Annotated in this window: 15 protein-coding genes, 2 tRNA genes and 1 riboswitch; of the genes, 15 read left to right on the top strand and 2 right to left on the bottom strand. The window is 27.6% G+C overall.

Annotated features, from left to right (window positions below):
- Positions 1-137: 137 nt before the first annotated feature.
- From CP523_RS09495 to CP523_RS09510, 4 genes are all read left to right on the top strand, one after another.
- A complete protein-coding gene (locus CP523_RS09495) occupies positions 138-812 on the top strand; it encodes a hypothetical protein (RefSeq protein WP_066679251.1) in 675 nt (224 codons plus the stop codon).
- 65 nt (positions 813-877) lie between these two features.
- A tRNA-Gly gene (locus tag CP523_RS09500) sits at positions 878-951 on the top strand.
- A 3-nt stretch (positions 952-954) separates the two neighbouring features.
- A tRNA-Lys gene (locus CP523_RS09505) sits at positions 955-1,030 on the top strand.
- 164 nt (positions 1,031-1,194) lie between these two features.
- Positions 1,195-1,303, top strand: a riboswitch (SAM riboswitch).
- A gap of 109 nt (positions 1,304-1,412) precedes the next feature.
- Positions 1,413-2,690, top strand: coding sequence for a Na+/H+ antiporter NhaC family protein (locus CP523_RS09510; protein WP_066679257.1), 1,278 nt, complete (start codon positions 1,413-1,415; stop codon positions 2,688-2,690).
- Between the two features lie 15 nt (positions 2,691-2,705).
- Here CP523_RS09510 and ispF read toward each other — a convergent pair whose 3' ends face one another.
- Complete coding sequence (ispF, locus tag CP523_RS09515) at positions 2,706-3,188, bottom strand: 2-C-methyl-D-erythritol 2,4-cyclodiphosphate synthase (RefSeq protein ID WP_120140808.1); 483 nt, start codon at positions 3,186-3,188, stop codon at positions 2,706-2,708.
- Positions 3,189-3,547: 359 nt separating this feature from the next.
- Between ispF and CP523_RS09520 the strand changes: the two genes are divergently transcribed.
- The 5 genes from CP523_RS09520 (at position 3,548) to CP523_RS09540 (ending at position 8,482) form a co-directional block, all read left to right on the top strand.
- Positions 3,548-4,135: a class D sortase gene (locus tag CP523_RS09520; RefSeq protein ID WP_120140809.1), complete on the top strand. Its 588-nt coding sequence runs from the start codon at positions 3,548-3,550 to the stop codon at positions 4,133-4,135.
- An 18-nt stretch (positions 4,136-4,153) separates the two neighbouring features.
- Positions 4,154-5,203: an anti-sigma factor domain-containing protein gene (locus CP523_RS09525; RefSeq protein WP_120140810.1), complete on the top strand. Its 1,050-nt coding sequence runs from the start codon at positions 4,154-4,156 to the stop codon at positions 5,201-5,203.
- The gene (gene rluF / locus CP523_RS09530) at positions 5,187-5,966 is read left to right on the top strand and encodes a 23S rRNA pseudouridine(2604) synthase RluF (RefSeq protein ID WP_120140811.1); all 780 of its coding nucleotides are present in this window, start codon (positions 5,187-5,189) and stop codon (positions 5,964-5,966) included. Before CP523_RS09525 ends, rluF begins: the two co-directional genes overlap by 17 nt.
- A gap of 376 nt (positions 5,967-6,342) precedes the next feature.
- Entirely contained in the window at positions 6,343-7,083 is a 741-nt protein-coding gene (locus CP523_RS09535) for a DUF3298 and DUF4163 domain-containing protein (RefSeq protein ID WP_066676658.1), read from the top strand.
- 22 nt (positions 7,084-7,105) lie between these two features.
- Positions 7,106-8,482 (top strand): aldehyde dehydrogenase, encoded by a 1,377-nt coding sequence (locus CP523_RS09540; protein ID WP_120140812.1) that lies wholly within the window; start codon positions 7,106-7,108, stop codon positions 8,480-8,482.
- Positions 8,483-8,508: 26 nt separating this feature from the next.
- Here CP523_RS09540 and CP523_RS09545 read toward each other — a convergent pair whose 3' ends face one another.
- Positions 8,509-11,175, bottom strand: a complete 2,667-nt coding sequence (locus CP523_RS09545; protein ID WP_120140813.1) for a cation-translocating P-type ATPase — start codon at positions 11,173-11,175, stop codon at positions 8,509-8,511.
- 348 nt (positions 11,176-11,523) lie between these two features.
- Between CP523_RS09545 and CP523_RS09550 the strand changes: the two genes are divergently transcribed.
- The 6 genes from CP523_RS09550 (at position 11,524) to CP523_RS09575 (ending at position 18,465) form a co-directional block, all read left to right on the top strand.
- Positions 11,524-12,591, top strand: a complete 1,068-nt coding sequence (locus CP523_RS09550) for a mannose-1-phosphate guanylyltransferase (RefSeq protein ID WP_066676664.1) — start codon at positions 11,524-11,526, stop codon at positions 12,589-12,591.
- A 227-nt stretch (positions 12,592-12,818) separates the two neighbouring features.
- Positions 12,819-13,412: a zinc dependent phospholipase C family protein gene (locus CP523_RS09555; RefSeq protein WP_066676666.1), complete on the top strand. Its 594-nt coding sequence runs from the start codon at positions 12,819-12,821 to the stop codon at positions 13,410-13,412.
- A 203-nt stretch (positions 13,413-13,615) separates the two neighbouring features.
- Positions 13,616-13,975: an ArsR/SmtB family transcription factor gene (locus tag CP523_RS09560; protein ID WP_066676668.1), complete on the top strand. Its 360-nt coding sequence runs from the start codon at positions 13,616-13,618 to the stop codon at positions 13,973-13,975.
- A 15-nt stretch (positions 13,976-13,990) separates the two neighbouring features.
- Complete coding sequence (locus tag CP523_RS09565) at positions 13,991-16,225, top strand: heavy metal translocating P-type ATPase (RefSeq protein WP_120140814.1); 2,235 nt, start codon at positions 13,991-13,993, stop codon at positions 16,223-16,225.
- A gap of 531 nt (positions 16,226-16,756) precedes the next feature.
- Positions 16,757-17,416: a redox-sensing transcriptional repressor Rex gene (locus CP523_RS09570; RefSeq protein ID WP_066676672.1), complete on the top strand. Its 660-nt coding sequence runs from the start codon at positions 16,757-16,759 to the stop codon at positions 17,414-17,416.
- Positions 17,417-17,682: 266 nt separating this feature from the next.
- Positions 17,683-18,465: a short-chain-enoyl-CoA hydratase gene (locus tag CP523_RS09575; protein ID WP_066676674.1), complete on the top strand. Its 783-nt coding sequence runs from the start codon at positions 17,683-17,685 to the stop codon at positions 18,463-18,465.
- Positions 18,466-18,517: the final 52 nt, after the last annotated feature.

Consider the following 18,517-nt stretch of genomic DNA (forward strand, 5'->3'; position numbering starts at 1 on the left):
GGTATTAACAGGAAGTTTTCAGAATGTTTATTCATAAAAATGATTTTTAATAACCTTTAATACGCGATGAAATAACTTGAAAAGATGGTACGTTATACTATATAATATATTATATAGTAGAAAGAAAGGTGATAAAGGTGAGACATAATTACAACTCTTTTGACTACTGGGAAAATCTTATAAGTGAGAACAAAACGATAAGAGGACATATGTTTATGGATACACCCCCAACAGATAAGAGCCTTTACATTCACACATTAATTTACTCTAGGAATAATGGTCTAAATAATATATGGAGCTATTTTCCAGATGAAAAAGCATTATTGGGGTATATTCAATATTCCTTTTTACAGGAAGCTTTTTATAAGTGGATCTATGGTAAAGATAGACTAATTTTAAAAGTACCAAATATATCAGTTGAAAAAATAATAAAAGATGCAGAAGTTAGCAAGAAAATAACTAAAGAAGAATCTGTTAAAATGACAAAGCAATTACAAATGTTGAAGAAGTGTTGGGATTTACCAACTGGAAAAGTCCTTCCCGAAATATTAAAATTCGTTAGAGAGTTTAATAGAACGTGGTATGGAGATCAGACAGAATTTTTATATATAAAGATATTTAAAAATGCAGAAGAGTTAGGTGAATTTGTAATTTCATCTAGTTATATGACTTCAACAGAAAGTGAATTTGAAGAACGTGTCAGCGTGAATACAGAAAAGTGGCTAGAAATTTGTAGAAATGCAGTAGAAGATAAAAGTATAGGTGAGAAATTTAAAGATATTTTATTGAAATCTCTCACAGAAGTTATTTAGAATATTAAAAAAACTATTGACAGTAATTATTATGTATATTATAATAATTACTGTCAGTAAGACATGCGGGTGTAGCTCAATGGTAGAGCCCTTGCCTTCCAAGCAAGTTACGTGAGTTCGATTCTCATCACCCGCTCCATATGCGTTATTAGCTCAGTTGGTAGAGCACCTGACTCTTAATCAGGGTGTCCCGGGTTCGAATCCCTGATGACGCACCATTAAAGATTAGCATAAGCTAATCTTTTTTTATTTTTCAATTTAATGTTTTATTATATTAGTAATATATTAACTAGATTTTAAATATAATATATAAATATAATTTTTATATTGACAGATTAGTATTAAATTGATAATATGAAATAGAAAAAATTAAAAAAATAATATCTTATCAAGAGTGGTGGAGGGACTGGCCCTATGAAACCCAGCAACCAAAAGACAGTCATTAGTTTTTATGGTGCTAAATCCTGCAGGTTAAACCTGGTAGATAAGAGGCGTAGTATATACTTTTTTAAATAAGTTATTTAAGCTTCTGATAAAATCAGAAGCTTTTTTTATTAATGACGGTTTAAAAGGAAGCTTTATAAAACAGGAGGAGAAGAGATGGAAAGTAAATCATCAGCATTAGCATTGTTACCTTTAGGCATATTTATAGTAGTATATTTAGGAATATCTTTAATAGCTAAAGATTTTTATGCAGTATCGGTTATAGTACCTTTTTTAGCAGCAGCATTAACTGCTATAATTATGAATAGAAAGGAAAAGTTTGAAACTAAAGTTGAAACTTTTTGTAAGGGGGCAGGAAACCCTAATATATTATTGATGGTATTAATATTTATTTTAGCTGGAGCTTTTGCACAAACTGCAAGAGATATGGGAGCCGTTGATTCAACTGTAAATTTAGGATTATCGTTACTTCCAAGTAGTTTATTAATACCAGGAATGTTTATAATAGCTTGTTTTATAGCATTATCAGTTGGTACTTCCATGGGAACAATAGTGGCATTAGTTCCAATTGCAGTAGGAATAGCAGACAGAACAGGAATTACTGCAGCATTAGCAGTAGGTGCTGTTGTAAGTGGATCTATGTTTGGAGATAATTTATCAATAATATCAGATACTACAATTGCAGCAACAAGAACTCAAGGCTGTGAAATGAAAGATAAATTTAAAATGAATTTTAAAATAGTTTTACCAGCAGCAATAGCAACTGCATTAATTCTTTGGTTTTTAACAAAGGGGGCTAATGTTACAAATGTAGAAACTGTTGAATATACTTTTGTTAAGATACTTCCATATATAGCTGTAATAGCATCTGCACTAGCTGGAGTAAATGTAATTTTAGTTTTACTAGGTGGAATACTAATATCTGCAATTATAGGATTAGCTTATGGTAGTTTCAATTTAGTAGGTTTATTTGGATCTATATCAAATGGGATAAGTGGAATGAGTGAACTTATAATAATATCATTATTAATAGCTGGAACAATTGAAATAATAAAATTTAATGGTGGAATAGAGTTCATACTTCATAAGGGTCTTAAAAACTTTAAATCTAAAAGGGGAGCAGAGTTTGGAATTGCTACTTTAGTAAGTTTAGTTGATATATGTACTGCAAATAATACTGTAGCTATTGTAACAGTAGGTCCTATAGCAAAGGATATATCAGATGAATTTGATTTAGAACCTAAAAGAGTTGCAGGAATAATGGACATGTTCTCATGTGTATTTCAGGGGATAATACCTTATGGAGCACAATTAATATCAGCAGCTGGACTAGCTGTTATATCACCATTTGGAATAATGAAATATTTATTTTATCCATATTTAATGGGTATATGCGCAATAATAGCTATATACTGGCACTGGAGAAAAAAATAAGAGCTTTTTAAGCTCTTATTTTTTATTAATTTTACTAAGCAAACAGATGCTTTGAGAAGAAATTCCTTCTTCTTTACCTGTAAAACCAAGTCCTTCTTCAGTTGTTGCTTTAACATTTATTTGATCTAAATTAATTTTAAGAGCATTAGCTATATTTTCTCTCATTGTTTGGATATGAGGAGCCATTTTAGGTTTTTGTGCAATAATGGTTGAATCTATGTTGTTTATAGAATATCCATTTTTGACCAATAGTTTACCTACTTCTTCTAGAAGACTTATACTAGAAATTCCTTTATATTTAGGATCTGTGTCAGGAAAATGTTTTCCTATATCACCAAGTGCCGATGCACCTAAAAGAGAATCCATTATAGCATGGACAAGTACATCTGCGTCAGAATGTCCAAGTAAACCTTTTTTATAAGGTATATCGACCCCACCTAATATTAGTTTTCTTTCTGCTACTAAACGATGTACGTCATATCCTAATCCTATTCTCATACGCTTTCACCTCTAAAATAAAATATAATAAGCTTATTTTATCATAAAGGTACTTATACTTATAATATTTTTTTGAAAGGATAGATTTTAGACTCATAAACTTCTTCTTTCTTAAAAAAACTATATAGAAAATATTTTATTTTAAGATTAAGTAGTGAAAGAAAATGAAATTTGTATGATGAGGTTCTTTTTTTTCTAAAAACAAAGTCAACATAAATAACTTTTTTATTCATAAAATCACCTCGAAGATAGAGATAGATAAGTTGAAATTTTATAGAATATATATCATAAAAAAATACATTGTTATGATATAATATATGTAAAAAAAAAATAAATGTTATAAGGTGGAGGGTTTTGTGGTGAAAGAAAAGTTTAGAAGGGGAATAGGACTAATTTTAATTTGTGTAGGTATTTTTTTAATAAGTTTTACTGTCTATAATAAAATTCAAACTAATAAAAAGCAACAACAGTTACAGCAAATATTACAAGATGTAATAAAAGATGAGGGATCAGAGGGAAAAGAAAATGAACCAACTACAATAGATGGATATAAACCAGTAGCTTTAGTTGAAATACCGTCAATTAATTTATCACAAGGTTTAGTAGAGGGGATAACAGACGATGTTCTTCAATATTATTTAGGCCATTTTGAAGGAACAGCTGAACCAGGAGAAAAGGGAAATTTCGCAGTAGCAGGACATAGAGTATCAAATTATTCAGAAGCCTTTATAAATTTATATAAAGTTAAAAAAGGCGATGATATTATAGTTAAGAGCAAAGGAAAAGAATTTATATATAAAGTAGATGATGGTTTTGTTGTAGCTCCTGATAGAGTAGATGTATTAGAAAACACAAAAGATGCAACTATAACCCTAGTAACATGCACAGTGGGGGCAAAAGAAAGATATATAGTTAAAGGAACTTTAGTATCATCAAAGGATATCTAATGCTTATGGAGGAGAAAAATGAGCGATTTTGAAAAGGATAAATATAAGTTTTCTTCAAAGACTCCACTTAGTATAGTCAAGGAAGGAGATTATGAAAAGCATAGAGAAGAAATAGTTCTATTAGCAGAGGAACTAAATAATTATAAGATTTTATTTAAAGATTTGACAACGGATGAACCACAATATTCTACTAGAAATTTAATTTTAAATATTGCTTATTTTATTTTAGGGGAATTTGAAATATATGATTATTTAATTGAGAAAAATGAGTTGCCAATAGGGAAGTTAATAAAAAGAATGCCTATAGCAAGGGGTTTTTTAGAAACTTGGAGAGATTATATAATAACGTATGTAACTATTTTAGCAAACCCTAAGTATGGATATATTCAAGATTATTTAAAAATAGAAGAAAATGTGAGTATATTAGGAGTAAATGAAATAAATGAAGAAAAGCAGTTAAAGAAAATAAAAGAATTTTCAGGAATAGTTGTTTTAAATAAATTTAATTCATGTATTATACTTACATCTAAAGGTGAATTTAAAAATATAAAAGTTAAAGAATCTCATGAAATTGGTATGGAGGTTCATGGAGAAATAAAAAAGGGAATAAAGCACTATAAGTTACATATATCAATATTAATATTACTATTAATATTTATGGTAGGACTGATAGTGCATAAGTATAAAAGTGTAAATAATACTGTAATAATAGAGACTACTTCTTCTGTTAAATTAGAAGTAAATTATTTTAATAGGATTATAAAAGCGTATAGCCCTACTACTAAAGGTGAAGAAATGTTAAGTTCATTAGATATATTAGATAATGACGTAGATGATGGACTGTGTAAAATATTAAATTATGCATTTCAAAATGATATGATTCCTAACGATGGAGTAACTGTAGTCATTACAGGAAAGCCAGTAGAATATGGCACTTTACATGAAACGGAAGCTTTTATAAATGAGAGTGGTATTTATGTAAAATATAATAATTCAGGGAATCAGCATAATTTTAATCCTAAACCAAAAACTATAGAAGGTGATACAAAAGATGAAGAAAATACCTAAAGAAAATAATTCTATAATTATACATGATGATAGAGGCGATTCAATAAGGTTAAATAAATATATAAGTGAAACAGGAATGTGTTCAAGAAGAGAAGCTGATAAATTAATTGAAAGTGGTAGAGTAACTATTGATGGTGAAAAAGCATCAATGGGAACTAGAGTATTATCTAATCAAAAAGTAAAAGTAGATGGAAAGTTAATTAGAAAAGAAGAGGAATTAGTTTATATAGCATTAAATAAGCCTGTTGGAATTACATGTACAACAGAGAAGAAAATAAAAGGAAATATAGTAGATTTTATAAAGCATGATAAAAGAATATTCCACATAGGAAGATTAGATAAAGATTCACAAGGATTAATTTTATTAACTAATGATGGAGATATAGTTAATAAGATCTTAAGAGCTGGAAATAATCATGAGAAAGAATATATAGTAACGGTAGATAAACCTATAGATGATAAATTTATAAAATCTATGGCAAATGGAGTTGAAATATTAGGAACTGTAACAAAAAAATGTATTGTTACTAAAGAGGGAGAAAGAACCTTTAGAATAATATTAACTCAAGGAATGAATAGGCAAATAAGAAGAATGACTAGTGCATTAGGTTATAATGTGGTTAAATTAAAAAGAATAAGAATAATGAATATTAAGCTAGGAAATCTTAAGATTGGTGAGTGGAGAGATTTAACTAATGAAGAATTAAGATCGTTAGGAATGTTAATAAAAAATTCTGGAAAAACTAAAGAGGTAGATAATTAAAATTTATAAATATTAAGGGTAAGTTTAGAAAATTTGTTTTTTCTAAACTTACTTTTTTATTTTTAAAGTTTTCTTAGAAAAAATTATAGTAAGTTAGAATAATAAAAAAATTAAAATTATCATTATAAAAGTTATCCACAGGTAGATAGAAGCCAGTAATTATAAGGGTTTATAAGATAAATTAATAGAAAAATTAAACTTTTAACAGCTTGCCTTAGGGAAAAACTGGATTTTGTACACATAATCCACAAAGGGTTGTGGATAACTTGTGAAAAAATTGTTGATATGATTATTAATAATTATCAACAATGATGTAGATAATAATAAAAACACTATAGAATTTATTATTAATTGTAGAAAAGGGAGGAAGTATAAAATGAAGTTATTCAATAGGTTAATTATAACTTTTATAACTATATTAGAACTTGTCCACATTTGTCCACAGGCGTTGTTAATAAATTTTCAACCTAATATTGTCGAAAGCAATTGTGTTGTGGATAAGAAAATTACAAAGGATTACAAGTATTTGAAAATTAATGTCAAAATCCCTCAAATAAATTGTTTGAAGAATAAAGAGCAAGAAAAAGTTATCAACAATGAAATTAGTGAGTGGACTGAAATGTGGATAATGGATGTGGAAAAGTTGGCAAAGGATTATTTTGGAGCTCCTAAAGTAGAGGAACCTGTTTTTCCTTACGAATTGACATCAAATTACATAGTAAAAAATAAAAATGAAATATTAAGTCTATACATAGATTATTATCAATATACTGGAGGGGCACACGGAATAACCACTAGAAAATCTTATAACATAGATATGGATAAAGGTAATAAAATTAAATTAGCTAACTTGTTTAAAGAAAACTATGATTATAAATGTTTTATAAATAAAATTATAAGTGAAGAAATTTCTAAAAATCCAAATAATTATTTTCAAGGTAAAGATGGTTTTAAAGGAATTAGCGAAGAACAAGGTTTTTATATAGAAGATGGTAACCTAGTAGTTTATTTTGATTATTATGAAATAGCTCCTTATGCATTTGGAATGCCAGAGTTTAAAATACCTCTAAAAATATTTAAAGATAATTTAGTTTATGATAAAATTTTAAATAAATAAAATTAGTTAAAAGGATGAGAATATGAGGGATATATTAGAAATTTTTAACTACCAAAAAAAATTTTTTTATGAGGGAAAAACTAAAGATGTAGAATTTAGGATAGAAAACTTAGAGAAACTTAAGAGAATTATAAAAGACAATGAGGATAAAATAATTAATGCGTTAAAAAAGGATTTAAGTAAATCTGCTTTTGAAACTTATGCTACTGAAATTGGATTAGTATATGATGAAATAAATCTTCATATAAAGAATGTGAAAAAATGGGCTAAAAAGGAAACAAGGAGAACGTCAATAGTACATTTTCCAGCTAGAAGCTACATATATAAAGAGCCTTACGGTGTTTGCTTAATAATAGGTCCATTTAATTATCCATTTCAACTGGTATTTGCACCTTTAGTTGGAGCAATATCATCAGGAAACTGTGCAATAGTAAAACCTTCTGAGAATACTATAGATACAGCTAAATTAATAGAAAAATTAATTAATGAAAACTTTGATGAAAATTATATAAAAGTTGTAAATCCTCTTGGAGGAAAAGAAGTTGTAACCTATTTATTAGATTTAAAGTTTGATTATATATTCTTCACTGGAAGTGTACAAGTTGGAAAAATAGTAATGGAAAAGGCAGCTAAAAATCTAATTCCAGTGACATTAGAATTAGGTGGAAAAAGTCCTTGTATAGTAGATAAAGATGCTAAAATTGATATTTCTGCTAAAAGATTAGTTTGGGGGAAATTTTTAAATGCTGGTCAAACTTGTGTAGCTCCGGATTATTTATATGTTCACAAGAATATAAAAGATAAGTTTTTATTGGCAGTGGCTAAAGAGATAAAAGCTCAATTTGGTGATGATATAAAGAATAGTAAAGACTTACCTAGAATTGTCAATGAATGTACAACTAGAAGATTAATTGATTATATGAAGGATGGAGATATATATTTTGGTGGAAATTATAACATTGAAAGCAATTATATAGAACCAACAATTTTAACGAACTTAAAAGAAAATAGCAAAGTACTTAATGAGGAGATATTTGGACCTATATTACCTGTAATTGAATTTGATGATATAAAACAGGTTATAAATTACGTTAATTTAAGGGAAAAGCCATTGGCCTTATATTATTTTTCTGAAAATAAAAAAAGCATAGAATATGTGCTAAAAAATACTACTTCTGGTGGAGTAACTATAAATGATACTATTATTCATGTTGCATCTACTTATTTACCTTTTGGAGGAGTAGGAAGTAGTGGATTAGGTGAATATCATGGAAAAGCTAGTTTTGATACTTTTAGTCATAAAAAATCTGTTATAAAAAGAGGTACTTTTTTTGAATTACCTATAAGATTTGCTCCATATGGAGAAAAAATAAAAATTTTAAAGCTTTTAATGAAGTAAAGGGTGCTAAATAGCACCCTTTATTACTAAGCAATCTTTTCAAGTTTTTCTTCATACTCTGTTGATTTTTCGTAAGAAGTATTTTTCTTAGAATTTATTATATCCTTAATTATTTTTGAAATTTGAATAATTAAAGTAGGTAAGAATGCTAATAAATAAATTGAAGTAATTTGTGATGAGTTAAGAGAACTAACTTCAAATAATGATTGTAAAAATGGAATAAATAAAACTAAATTTAATAATATTAATCCTATAGCAAAAGCTATTAAGCTATATTTATTTGTAAATAAACCAAGTTTAAATATAGATTTATTACCTCTACAATTAAAACCATGGAATAGTCTAGCTAAACATAAAGTAGCAAAGGCCATAGTAGATCCAATAGCAGGACTTGATTTTAATCCTATATAGAATGATATTATTGTAAATATACCAATAATCAATCCTTCAAAAGCAATTTCTAATATAAAATTTTTAGAGAGTATTGATTCATTAGCTTTTCTAGGGGAATCTTTTAATAAATCTTTACGGGATTTTTCCATTCCTATCGCTATGGCAGGTAAACTATCAGTTAGTAAATTTATAAATAATAAATGGACTGCTGCAAATGGCATTGGTAAAGCCATTAATGAAGCGTATAATACTGCTATTATTCCAGATGCATTACCGGATAAAAGAAACTTTATCGAATTTTTAATATTGCTATATATAGTCCTACCATTAGCAATAGATTTTACTATTGTAGCAAAATTATCATCTGTTAATATTACTGAAGCAGCATCTTTTGAAACTTCAGTTCCAGTTATCCCCATTGCTATGCCTATGTCAGCCTGTTTAAGTGCTGGAGCATCATTTACACCATCACCAGTCATTGCAACTATTTGTCCTTTTTCTTGCCAAGCTTTTACTATTCTAATTTTATGCTCTGGAGAAACTCTAGCGTACACTGAAATATGTTCTATATTTTTCTTTAGTTCTTCATCAGACATTTTATCTAACTCTAAACCTTCAATAGCTCTATCATTATCATCTATAATACCAATTTGTTTAGCTATTGCAGAAGCTGTTATTTTATGGTCACCTGTAATCATAATAGGTTTTATTCCAGCAGTTCTGCAGTCAGCAACAGCAGAAGCAGATTCTTCCCTTGGAGGATCTATCATTGAAATTAATCCTATAAATGTGTAATTATATTCATCTAATAATGTTAAATCTTTAATAGTGCTAATCTCTTTATAAGCAAAGGCTAAAACTCTTAATCCATTTTCAGACAGGCTTTTATTTGTATTGATTATGTTTTGCTTATCTTCATATGTTATTTCTTTTATACCTTCAGAAGTTTTAATATATTTAATTCTGTCTAATAAAACATCAAATGCACCTTTAGTAAACATTAAATATTTATTATCAAAGTTATGAAGGGTACTCATTAGCTTTCTATCTGAATCAAAAGGTATTTCACTTAATCTTTTAAATTCATTTCTTATAGATGTTTCATCTAATGAAAATTTATGCCCTAAATTAACAAGGGCTATCTCAGTTGGATCCCCAATCTCATTTCCGTTTTTAGAGGTGGAATCATTACAGAGTATAGAACTTTTTAATAAATAATTTTCAACTGAGTTATTACAATCTAGATCAAAGCCATCTATAAGTTTATTATCAACATAAACTTTTTTTACAGTCATTTTATTTTGGGTAAGTGTACCTGTTTTATCAGAGCAGATAATAGACACACAACCTAAACCTTCAACAGCTTTAAGTTTCTTTATAATAGCATTTTCTTTTGCCATCTTTTGGGTACCAAGAGCAAGTACAATTGTTACTATTGAACTTAATGCTTCCGGTATAGCGGCAACTGCTAATGCAACTGCAAACATTAAAGAGTTAATAAGAGGAGTACCTCTATAAATGCTTAAACAAAATACAATTAGACAGATTCCTAAAATGGAAAATGCTAATTTTTTACTAAAATCATCTAGATTTGCTTGAAGAGGCGTTTTCTTCTCTTGAGTTTGTTCCATTAAGTTAGCTATTTTACCTATTTCAGTATTCATGCCTGTATTTGTTACCACTACTAATGCTCTACCATAAGTAACAAGTGAACCGGAGAATACCATATTTTTTTTATCGCCAAGTGCAAGGTTTTCACTATTAATTATCTCACTAGTTTTATTTACACTTTCAGATTCTCCAGTTAAAGAACTTTCATTAACTTGAAGAGAAAAATTTTCGATAATTCGTCCATCAGCAGCAATAAAATCACCAGCTTCTAATAGAAGAATATCACCAGGCACAATATTTTTAGACGGTATTTCAATTTTTAATCCATTTCTAAAAACCTTAGCAGAAGGTGAAGAAAGAGCTTTTAGACTATCTAAAGATTGTTCAGCTTTAAAATGTTGGACAGTTCCAAGTATTGCATTAAGAAGAATAACTGCAAATATAACAAGAGTGCTTTCTGTATTTCCAGTAGTCATAGATATAATAGCAGCAGTAATAAGTATGCATACAAGTAAATCCTTAAATTGATTTAAAAATACTTGAAGGATAGGTTCTCTCTTTTTTTCAGTTAGTTCATTATAACCATAGTGTTTTATGTTTTCAGCTACTTGAGCATCATTTAAACCTTCTTTAGTAACATTAAAACTTTTTAATATTTCATCAGAAGTCTTTGAAAAAAATTTGTTCATATAGATTCCTCCTATAATTAAAATTATAAAAATGATATTATCTATGGGATAGGTATAAAAAAAGAGACTTTTAATATAACTTTTATAAATTTATAAAAGTTATATTAAAAGTCTCGTAACCTAATAGGTATATAACACCAGACTAATTAGTCGCGTATGTTGATGCTATATTTACTACTACTCCCTCTTAATAGAAAAATATAATTTAATAAAATTATATGTACGAATTTTATAAATGTCAATAAAATACTAAGTATAAATTTAAAAAAATTTCAAAAAAGTAATATTTCACAAAATTTTAACGGTGCGCATATAATTAAGTATAGTATTACATGGAGTTGAAAATTCGTGATATACGGGCTTATATTAGCTGGAGGAAAGGGAACTAGATTGTATCCTTTATCAAGAGCAAATAAACCAAAGCAATTTTTAAAAGTTATAAATAACAAAAGTTTTTTGGAAAACACAGTAGAAAGAATTATTCCTTTAATTAAGAAGGAGAATATTTATGTAGTTACAAATCAGGATTATCAAGATAAAATAAGACTAGAGCTAACTGACATAAATAAAGAAAATATATTTACAGAACCTGAAAATAAAGAAACAGCAACTTGTATAGGCTTATCAGCTGTTAAACTTTTGAAAAAAGATGGAGATGCTGTTATAGTAGTTTTACCTTCTGATCATCATATAGATGGTCAGAAAGATTATATAGAAACATTATCACAAGCAGTAGATATTGCTAATAGAAAAAGAGGAATAGTAACATTAGGAATTGAACCTAACAGACCAGAAACTGGATATGGATATATAGAAATGGGTCAAAGAGTACCTGGAGAGCGTCCAAGTTATAAGGTTGCTAGATTTACAGAGAAACCAAATACTGAAGTTGCGAAGGATTTTTTATTAAAAGGAACCTACTTATGGAACTCAGGTATGTTTGTTTTTAGAGCTGATGTTATATTAAGAGAAATAGAAAAATATTTACCAGATTTACACAAATCACTTATGGAAATATATAAGCATTTAGGCGAAGATGATGAAGAAGAAGTTATAAGAGAACAATATAATCTAATAGATGGAATTTCTATTGATTTTGGAGTAATGCAAAAAACAAGAAAAGCATATGTAATAAAAAGTGATTTTATATGGGATGATATAGGAAGTTTCTCAGCATTAAGTAGGTATAAAGATATCTTTAGAGATAGTAATTCAAAAAATAATATTTATTTGCAGGAATGTGAAAACTGTTCTATATTTGGTGATAAAAATCTAATAATAGGACTTGGCGTAAAAGATTTAGTTATAGTTGATGCAGGTGATGTGATATTAGTAATGGATAAAAACAAAGATCAAGAGATAAAACATTTACTTAATGATTTAAGTAAAGAGGAAGAATATGGAAAATTTATTTAATGTTTTAAATAAAATAAACCTCGATTTTCGAGGTTTATTTTGTTTATTAATAACATTTATGGAGTAATTTAATAATATAATAAATGGAGAGTTTTAAGAATAAGCTTTGTATTTCTATATAAACTAAGTAGTGGATAATAATGAAATAACAATTACTTGTTTTAATATTAAAATAAGATTATTATTAATGTATACATTAAAGGATGTGTGTAAGTGAGGTGATGTAAATGTTAATGAACACTCACAAAATGTTAGCAAATAATTTTATAGAAAATATAGATGAAGATAAGATTTTTTTAATAAAAGAATCACATTTTGTTTGGGGTAATATTAAACCAGATTGTGCATCCAAATATAAGCTTAAAAAACATTATTTTGATGAGAGTTTCGATATGATAGTAAAAAAAATAGAGTTTTTATCGTCTTTGACAGTTAATGATATTTATACTAAATATTCTATAAATAAGTTTAATCAAGAGTTAGGAGTTATTTGTCATTTTTTATGTGATTATTTTTGTGTCCCACATAATCAAAGATGGGAATTTAAAAATCCTAATGCTATGAAAGATCATATTATTTATGAAAAAGATTTAGCAAAAGTAGCTAAAGAATTTAAAATAAAAAAAGATATAAACTCTCATTTAACTTCAGAAGAGATTACTATATATATTTTAAGTTTGCAAAATGAATACGAAGGAAAAATTGATTTTAATCATGACTTAACATTTGCTTATTATGTTTGTGATAGCATAATAAATATGATATTGGGTGAAGTACTTTTAAATGAAAAAATAAAAGAACATTTTTCAATGGTAATTTAGCTTGGATAATCCAAGCTTTTTTATTTATAAAATAAATATATAGTTAGAAATTTTTTTGATTTTAAATATTAAAATAGGTTAGTTAAAACTAATCTATTTTTTTATATAAAAATAAATTGAAATGTTGACAATTTTAGTATGAAAAGAATATAATAGAAACAAATAAACATATGAGCAATTATTCATATGTTAGGGGGATAGTTATGGAAGAGAGAAAAACAGAAAGTTGTAGTTGTAATATAATTCATAAAAATGTAGTAGATAAAGTGAAAGAAAATATTCCACAAGATGAGATATTATATGATTTAGCTGATTTATTTAAAGCTTTTAGTGATTCTACAAGAATAAAAATACTTTGTGCACTATTTCAATCAGAAATGTGTGTATGTGATTTGGCTGCATTATTAGGAATGAATCAATCAGCCATTTCACATCAATTAAGAGTATTAAAATCTAGTAGGTTAGTTAAATTTAGAAGAGAAGGAAAAGTTATTTATTATTCATTAGACGATGAACACGTAAAGCATATTTTTGATGAAGGATTTAGGCATATTACTGAATAAATAGGAGGGGTATAAATGGGAAAATTAAATAATATTAAGCTATTTTTAGAAGGTTTAACTTGTGCTAATTGTGGTAATAAAATAGAGGATAAAGTCAATAAAATAAAAGGCGTATCAGAAGCAAATTTAAATTTTTCTACGTCAACATTAATAATAGAAATAAATGGAGAAGAACTTAGAGAGAAAATAATAAAAGAAATAAAAGAAATAGTAAGAAAATTAGAGCCAGATGTAAAAGTATCTGAAAAAAATAATGGAAATATTTCGAAAAGGAATATATGTACTGAATCAAGCTGCTCTGTTAAAGAAGAGCATCATAGTCATTCTAATAATGATAGATGCTGTACTGAAAAAGGACATAATCATAATGAAGAGTTAAAGGAAAGTGGACATGGCCATAATCATTCACATGGAAGTTTTAAAATAAAAGATAATTTAAGGCTTATAATTGGAGCTATTATATATGCTATTGCAATGATTTTTGAAGATAAATCTATACTATCAGTAGTGTTATTTGTATCAAGTTATGTGTTAATAGGTGGTGATGTTGTATTAACTGCTTTTAGAAATATAATAAGAGGCGAACTTTTTGATGAAAATTTTTTAATGACAGTAGCAACTTTAGGAGCCTTTTTTATTGGAGAATTTCCAGAAGGTGTTGCAGTTATGCTATTTTATCAAGTTGGAGAGATGTTCCAAGGATATGCAGTTAATCGTTCAAGGAAATCAATAACAGCTTTAATGGATATAAGAGCAGATTATGCTAATCTATTAAAAGAAGATAAGGAAATTAAAGTATCACCAGAAGATGTAAATATTGGAGATATTATAATTATTAAGCCAGGTGAAAGAGTTCCATTAGATGGGGTAGTAATAGAAGGAAGTAGTTTTGTAGATACTTCTGCTTTAACTGGGGAGTCAGTACCAAGAGAAGTTAATAAAAATGAAGAAATACTTGCCGGTTGCATAAATACTAACGGAGTTATAAAAGTTAAAGTGGATAAGGAATTTGGCGAATCTACAGTATCAAGAATATTAGAATTAGTAGAAAATGCTTCTAACAAAAAAGCTCCTACAGAAAAATTTATAACAAAATTTTCAAAAATATATACTCCTATAGTTGTATTTTTAGCATTAGCATTAGCTATAATTCCACCAATTGTAATGCAAGATGCAAGTTTTCAACAATGGATATATAGAGCTTTAATATTCTTAGTTGTTTCTTGTCCATGTGCATTAGTTATTTCAGTTCCTCTAGGTTTATTCGCAGGAATTGGAGGAGCATCTAAAAAAGGTATACTAGTAAAAGGTGGAAATTATTTAGAAGCTTTAAAGGATGTAGAAACTGTTGTTTTTGACAAAACTGGAACATTAACCAAAGGAATATTTGAAGTAACAGAAATAAATCCAGTAAATATAAGTGAAGATAAATTACTTGAAATTGCAGCTTTAGGAGAGGTTTTTTCTAATCACCCAATAGCTCAATCAATAGTGAAAGCTTATGGAAAAGAAATAAATAAAGATATAATAGGTAATTATGAAGAAATATCAGGACATGGAATAAAAGTTAAAATAGATAATGATGAAATTCTTCTTGGAAACTATAAATTAATGAATAAGTTTAATATTGATTATAGTGAAGTAGAATCAATTGGTACAATAGTATATATTGCAATTAATAATGAATATAAAGGAAATATAATTATTTCAGATGAGATAAAATCAGCAGCAAAAGAGGCTGTTAGAGGATTGAAACAAGTTGGAGTAAGAAAAATTGTAATGTTAACAGGGGACAATGGGCTTGTTGCAGAAAAAGTATCACAAAGCATAGGAATAGACGAATACTATTCTGAGTTATTACCAGGAGATAAAGTAGAGAAAATAGAAGAAATATTAAATAAAAAGTCAGAAAAAGGAAAAGTTGCTTTTGTTGGGGATGGAATTAATGATGCACCAGTTTTAGCTAGAGCGGATGTAGGTGTGGCAATGGGGAATATAGGATCAGATGCTGCTATAGAAGCTGCAGATGTTGTATTGATGAAGGATGAACCAGAAGCTTTAGTTGAAGCAATTAATGTTGCAAGGAAAACAAATAAAGTTTTATGGCAAAATATAATTTTCTCTTTAGGGGTAAAAGTATTTGTATTAATTCTAGGTGCATTTGGTGTTGCAACTATGTGGGAAGCAGTTTTTGCTGATGTAGGAGTAACGATATTGGCAGTATTAAATTCTACAAGATGTTTAAAGTAATAATTAAAAAAAATATATATATATAAATTTGTAGTGCAGTTATTGACAAATTTCATCATTTTAAATATAATGAATTAGGTTGAGAACATTCAGGCATAAGGGAAGCATACAAGATCTCTGATCTTGGTTACAAAGTGGTTAAGCTTTGTATATACTAGAGACTTATGTATAACGGATCTGCTACGTTATACATAAGTCTCATTTTTTTTTATTTAAAATATTTTAATTAAAGAAAAAAATGTTGTATTTTGAAGTTTAATTTACATAAATAATAAGTAAAATAATAAATAAGTATAAATAAATAATATTTTATTAAATTAATATCTATAATTATAATAGTGTAAGTTAATTAATTTTCAATTTTAAGTTCTATAACGGAGATAAAAATTATAATCTTTGTTAAATAGATAACTAAAAATATTCAAATACTAATATAAAAGTGTTAAAATATAGATTATATGGATTTCATATGATATTATTATGTATATACAGTGAAATTTAAAATAAGAATGGCTAAGGAGACGGTACAGTATGGAAAAGAAGAAAAACATTTCTATGGCTGTAATTAAGAGATTACCCAAATACCATAGATATTTACAGGAATTGATGAGAAATGATGTTGATAGAATATCATCAAAAGAACTAGGAGAAAAAATAGGGTTCACAGCTTCTCAAATACGTCAGGACTTAAATTGTTTTGGAGATTTTGGACAGCAAGGATACGGTTATAATGTTAGAGACTTATATAAACAAATTAGTGTTATACTTGGATTAAATAAGGAGTATAAGACTCTTATAGTAGGTGCAGGTAACATAGGTCAGGCTGTAGCTAATTATAGTAGATTTTCAGAACTAGGATTAAGTCTTAAAGGTATATTTGATGCAAATCCTAAGTTAATAGGGTTAAGAATGAGAGGCATAGAAATTCAAGATATAGATTACTTAGAATCATTCTTAAGAAATAATAGTATAGATATTGGTATGATTTGCGTTCCGAGAATAAATGCTCAAAAGGTTTGTGATACATTAATTCAAGGGGGAGTAAAAGGAATTTGGAATTTCGCTCCTGTAGATTTAGTAGTACCAGAAGATGTTATAGTTGAAAATGTACATTTATCTGAAAGTTTATTAACTCTAATTTATTTACTTCATAAGGATGATAGAGAAGATGAAAAAAAGATTGAAGATTAGCTAGATAAATAAAGATAATTAACTTACAAAAATAACATAAACTAGAAATAGTTATTGCAAAACAAAAATCTAAAGTTTATAATCATAATTGAAGCTGATGCTTCAATTATTTTTTAGCTTAAATTGTTACAATATTAACAAAAGAGATTTCTGAATGTTCAATTTTTTTCACGAAATTCAACAAATTAAATTTAACAAATTAAATATTTTTAATATGTTTTTTTAGTAAATCATATGAATTTTTAGTATAAAAGGGGGACCTGAATATGGAATTAAAAAATGTAATTCTTGAAAAGGAAGGCAACTTAGCTATTGTTACAATCAATAGGCCAAAAGCATTAAATGCTTTAAACTCAGAAACTCTAAAAGACATTGATACTGTTGTATCAGATTTAGAAAAGGATAGAAATATCTATTGTGTGATATTGACAGGTGCTGGTGAAAAGTCATTTGTAGCAGGTGCTGATATTGCAGAAATGAGAGAATTGAATGAGAGACAAGGGAAAGAATTTGGACTTCTTGGAAATAAAGTATTCAGAAAATTAGAAAAGTTAGACAAGCCAGTTATTGCAGCGATTTCAGGATTTGCCCTTGGTGGTGGATGTGAGCTTGCCATGTCATGTGATATAAGAATCGCATCAGAAAAAGCTAAATTTGCGCAACCTGAAACAGGTCTTGGAATAACACCTGGATTTGGAGGTACTCAAAGATTAGCAAGAATAGTTGGAGAAGGTAAAGCTAAAGAATTAATATATACTGGAGCAATAATAAAAGCTGATGAAGCTTTAAGAATAGGTCTGGTAAATAAGGTTGTGCCATTAGAAAGTTTAATGGATGAAGCAAAAGCTATGGCAAATACAATAATAGCAAATGCACCAATAGCAGTAAAACTATGTAAGGATGCAATTAATAGGGGAATGCAAGTGGATATAGATAGTGCTATTGAAATAGAAGCCGAAGATTTTGGAAAATGTTTCTCAACTGAAGATCAGGTTGAAGGAATGACTGCTTTTATTGAAAGAAGAAGTAAAAATTTCTACAATAAATAGTCAGAACATTATATAAAGAAAAAATAATTGAAAAATTCAAACTATTATTAAG

This window comes from Clostridium septicum (genome assembly GCF_003606265.1).
GTDB classification, from domain to species: Bacteria; Bacillota; Clostridia; order Clostridiales; family Clostridiaceae; genus Clostridium; species Clostridium septicum.

What these genes read in the sequence shown, in the direction of transcription:
- CP523_RS09565 (WP_120140814.1), top strand. Translation starts at nt 13,991, where the DNA reads ATGGGAAAATTAAATAATATTAAGCTATTTTTAGAAGGTTTAACTTGT.
- CP523_RS09545 (WP_120140813.1), bottom strand. Translation starts at nt 11,175, where the DNA reads ATGAACAAATTTTTTTCAAAGACTTCTGATGAAATATTAAAAAGTTTT.
- CP523_RS09560 (WP_066676668.1), top strand. Translation starts at nt 13,616, where the DNA reads ATGGAAGAGAGAAAAACAGAAAGTTGTAGTTGTAATATAATTCATAAA.
- CP523_RS09570 (WP_066676672.1), top strand. Translation starts at nt 16,757, where the DNA reads ATGGAAAAGAAGAAAAACATTTCTATGGCTGTAATTAAGAGATTACCC.
- ispF (WP_120140808.1), bottom strand. Translation starts at nt 3,188, where the DNA reads ATGAGAATAGGATTAGGATATGACGTACATCGTTTAGTAGCAGAAAGA.
- CP523_RS09555 (WP_066676666.1), top strand. Translation starts at nt 12,819, where the DNA reads ATGTTAATGAACACTCACAAAATGTTAGCAAATAATTTTATAGAAAAT.
- rluF (WP_120140811.1), top strand. Translation starts at nt 5,187, where the DNA reads ATGAAGAAAATACCTAAAGAAAATAATTCTATAATTATACATGATGAT.
- CP523_RS09525 (WP_120140810.1), top strand. Translation starts at nt 4,154, where the DNA reads ATGAGCGATTTTGAAAAGGATAAATATAAGTTTTCTTCAAAGACTCCA.
- CP523_RS09540 (WP_120140812.1), top strand. Translation starts at nt 7,106, where the DNA reads ATGAGGGATATATTAGAAATTTTTAACTACCAAAAAAAATTTTTTTAT.
- CP523_RS09575 (WP_066676674.1), top strand. Translation starts at nt 17,683, where the DNA reads ATGGAATTAAAAAATGTAATTCTTGAAAAGGAAGGCAACTTAGCTATT.
- CP523_RS09510 (WP_066679257.1), top strand. Translation starts at nt 1,413, where the DNA reads ATGGAAAGTAAATCATCAGCATTAGCATTGTTACCTTTAGGCATATTT.
- CP523_RS09535 (WP_066676658.1), top strand. Translation starts at nt 6,343, where the DNA reads ATGAAGTTATTCAATAGGTTAATTATAACTTTTATAACTATATTAGAA.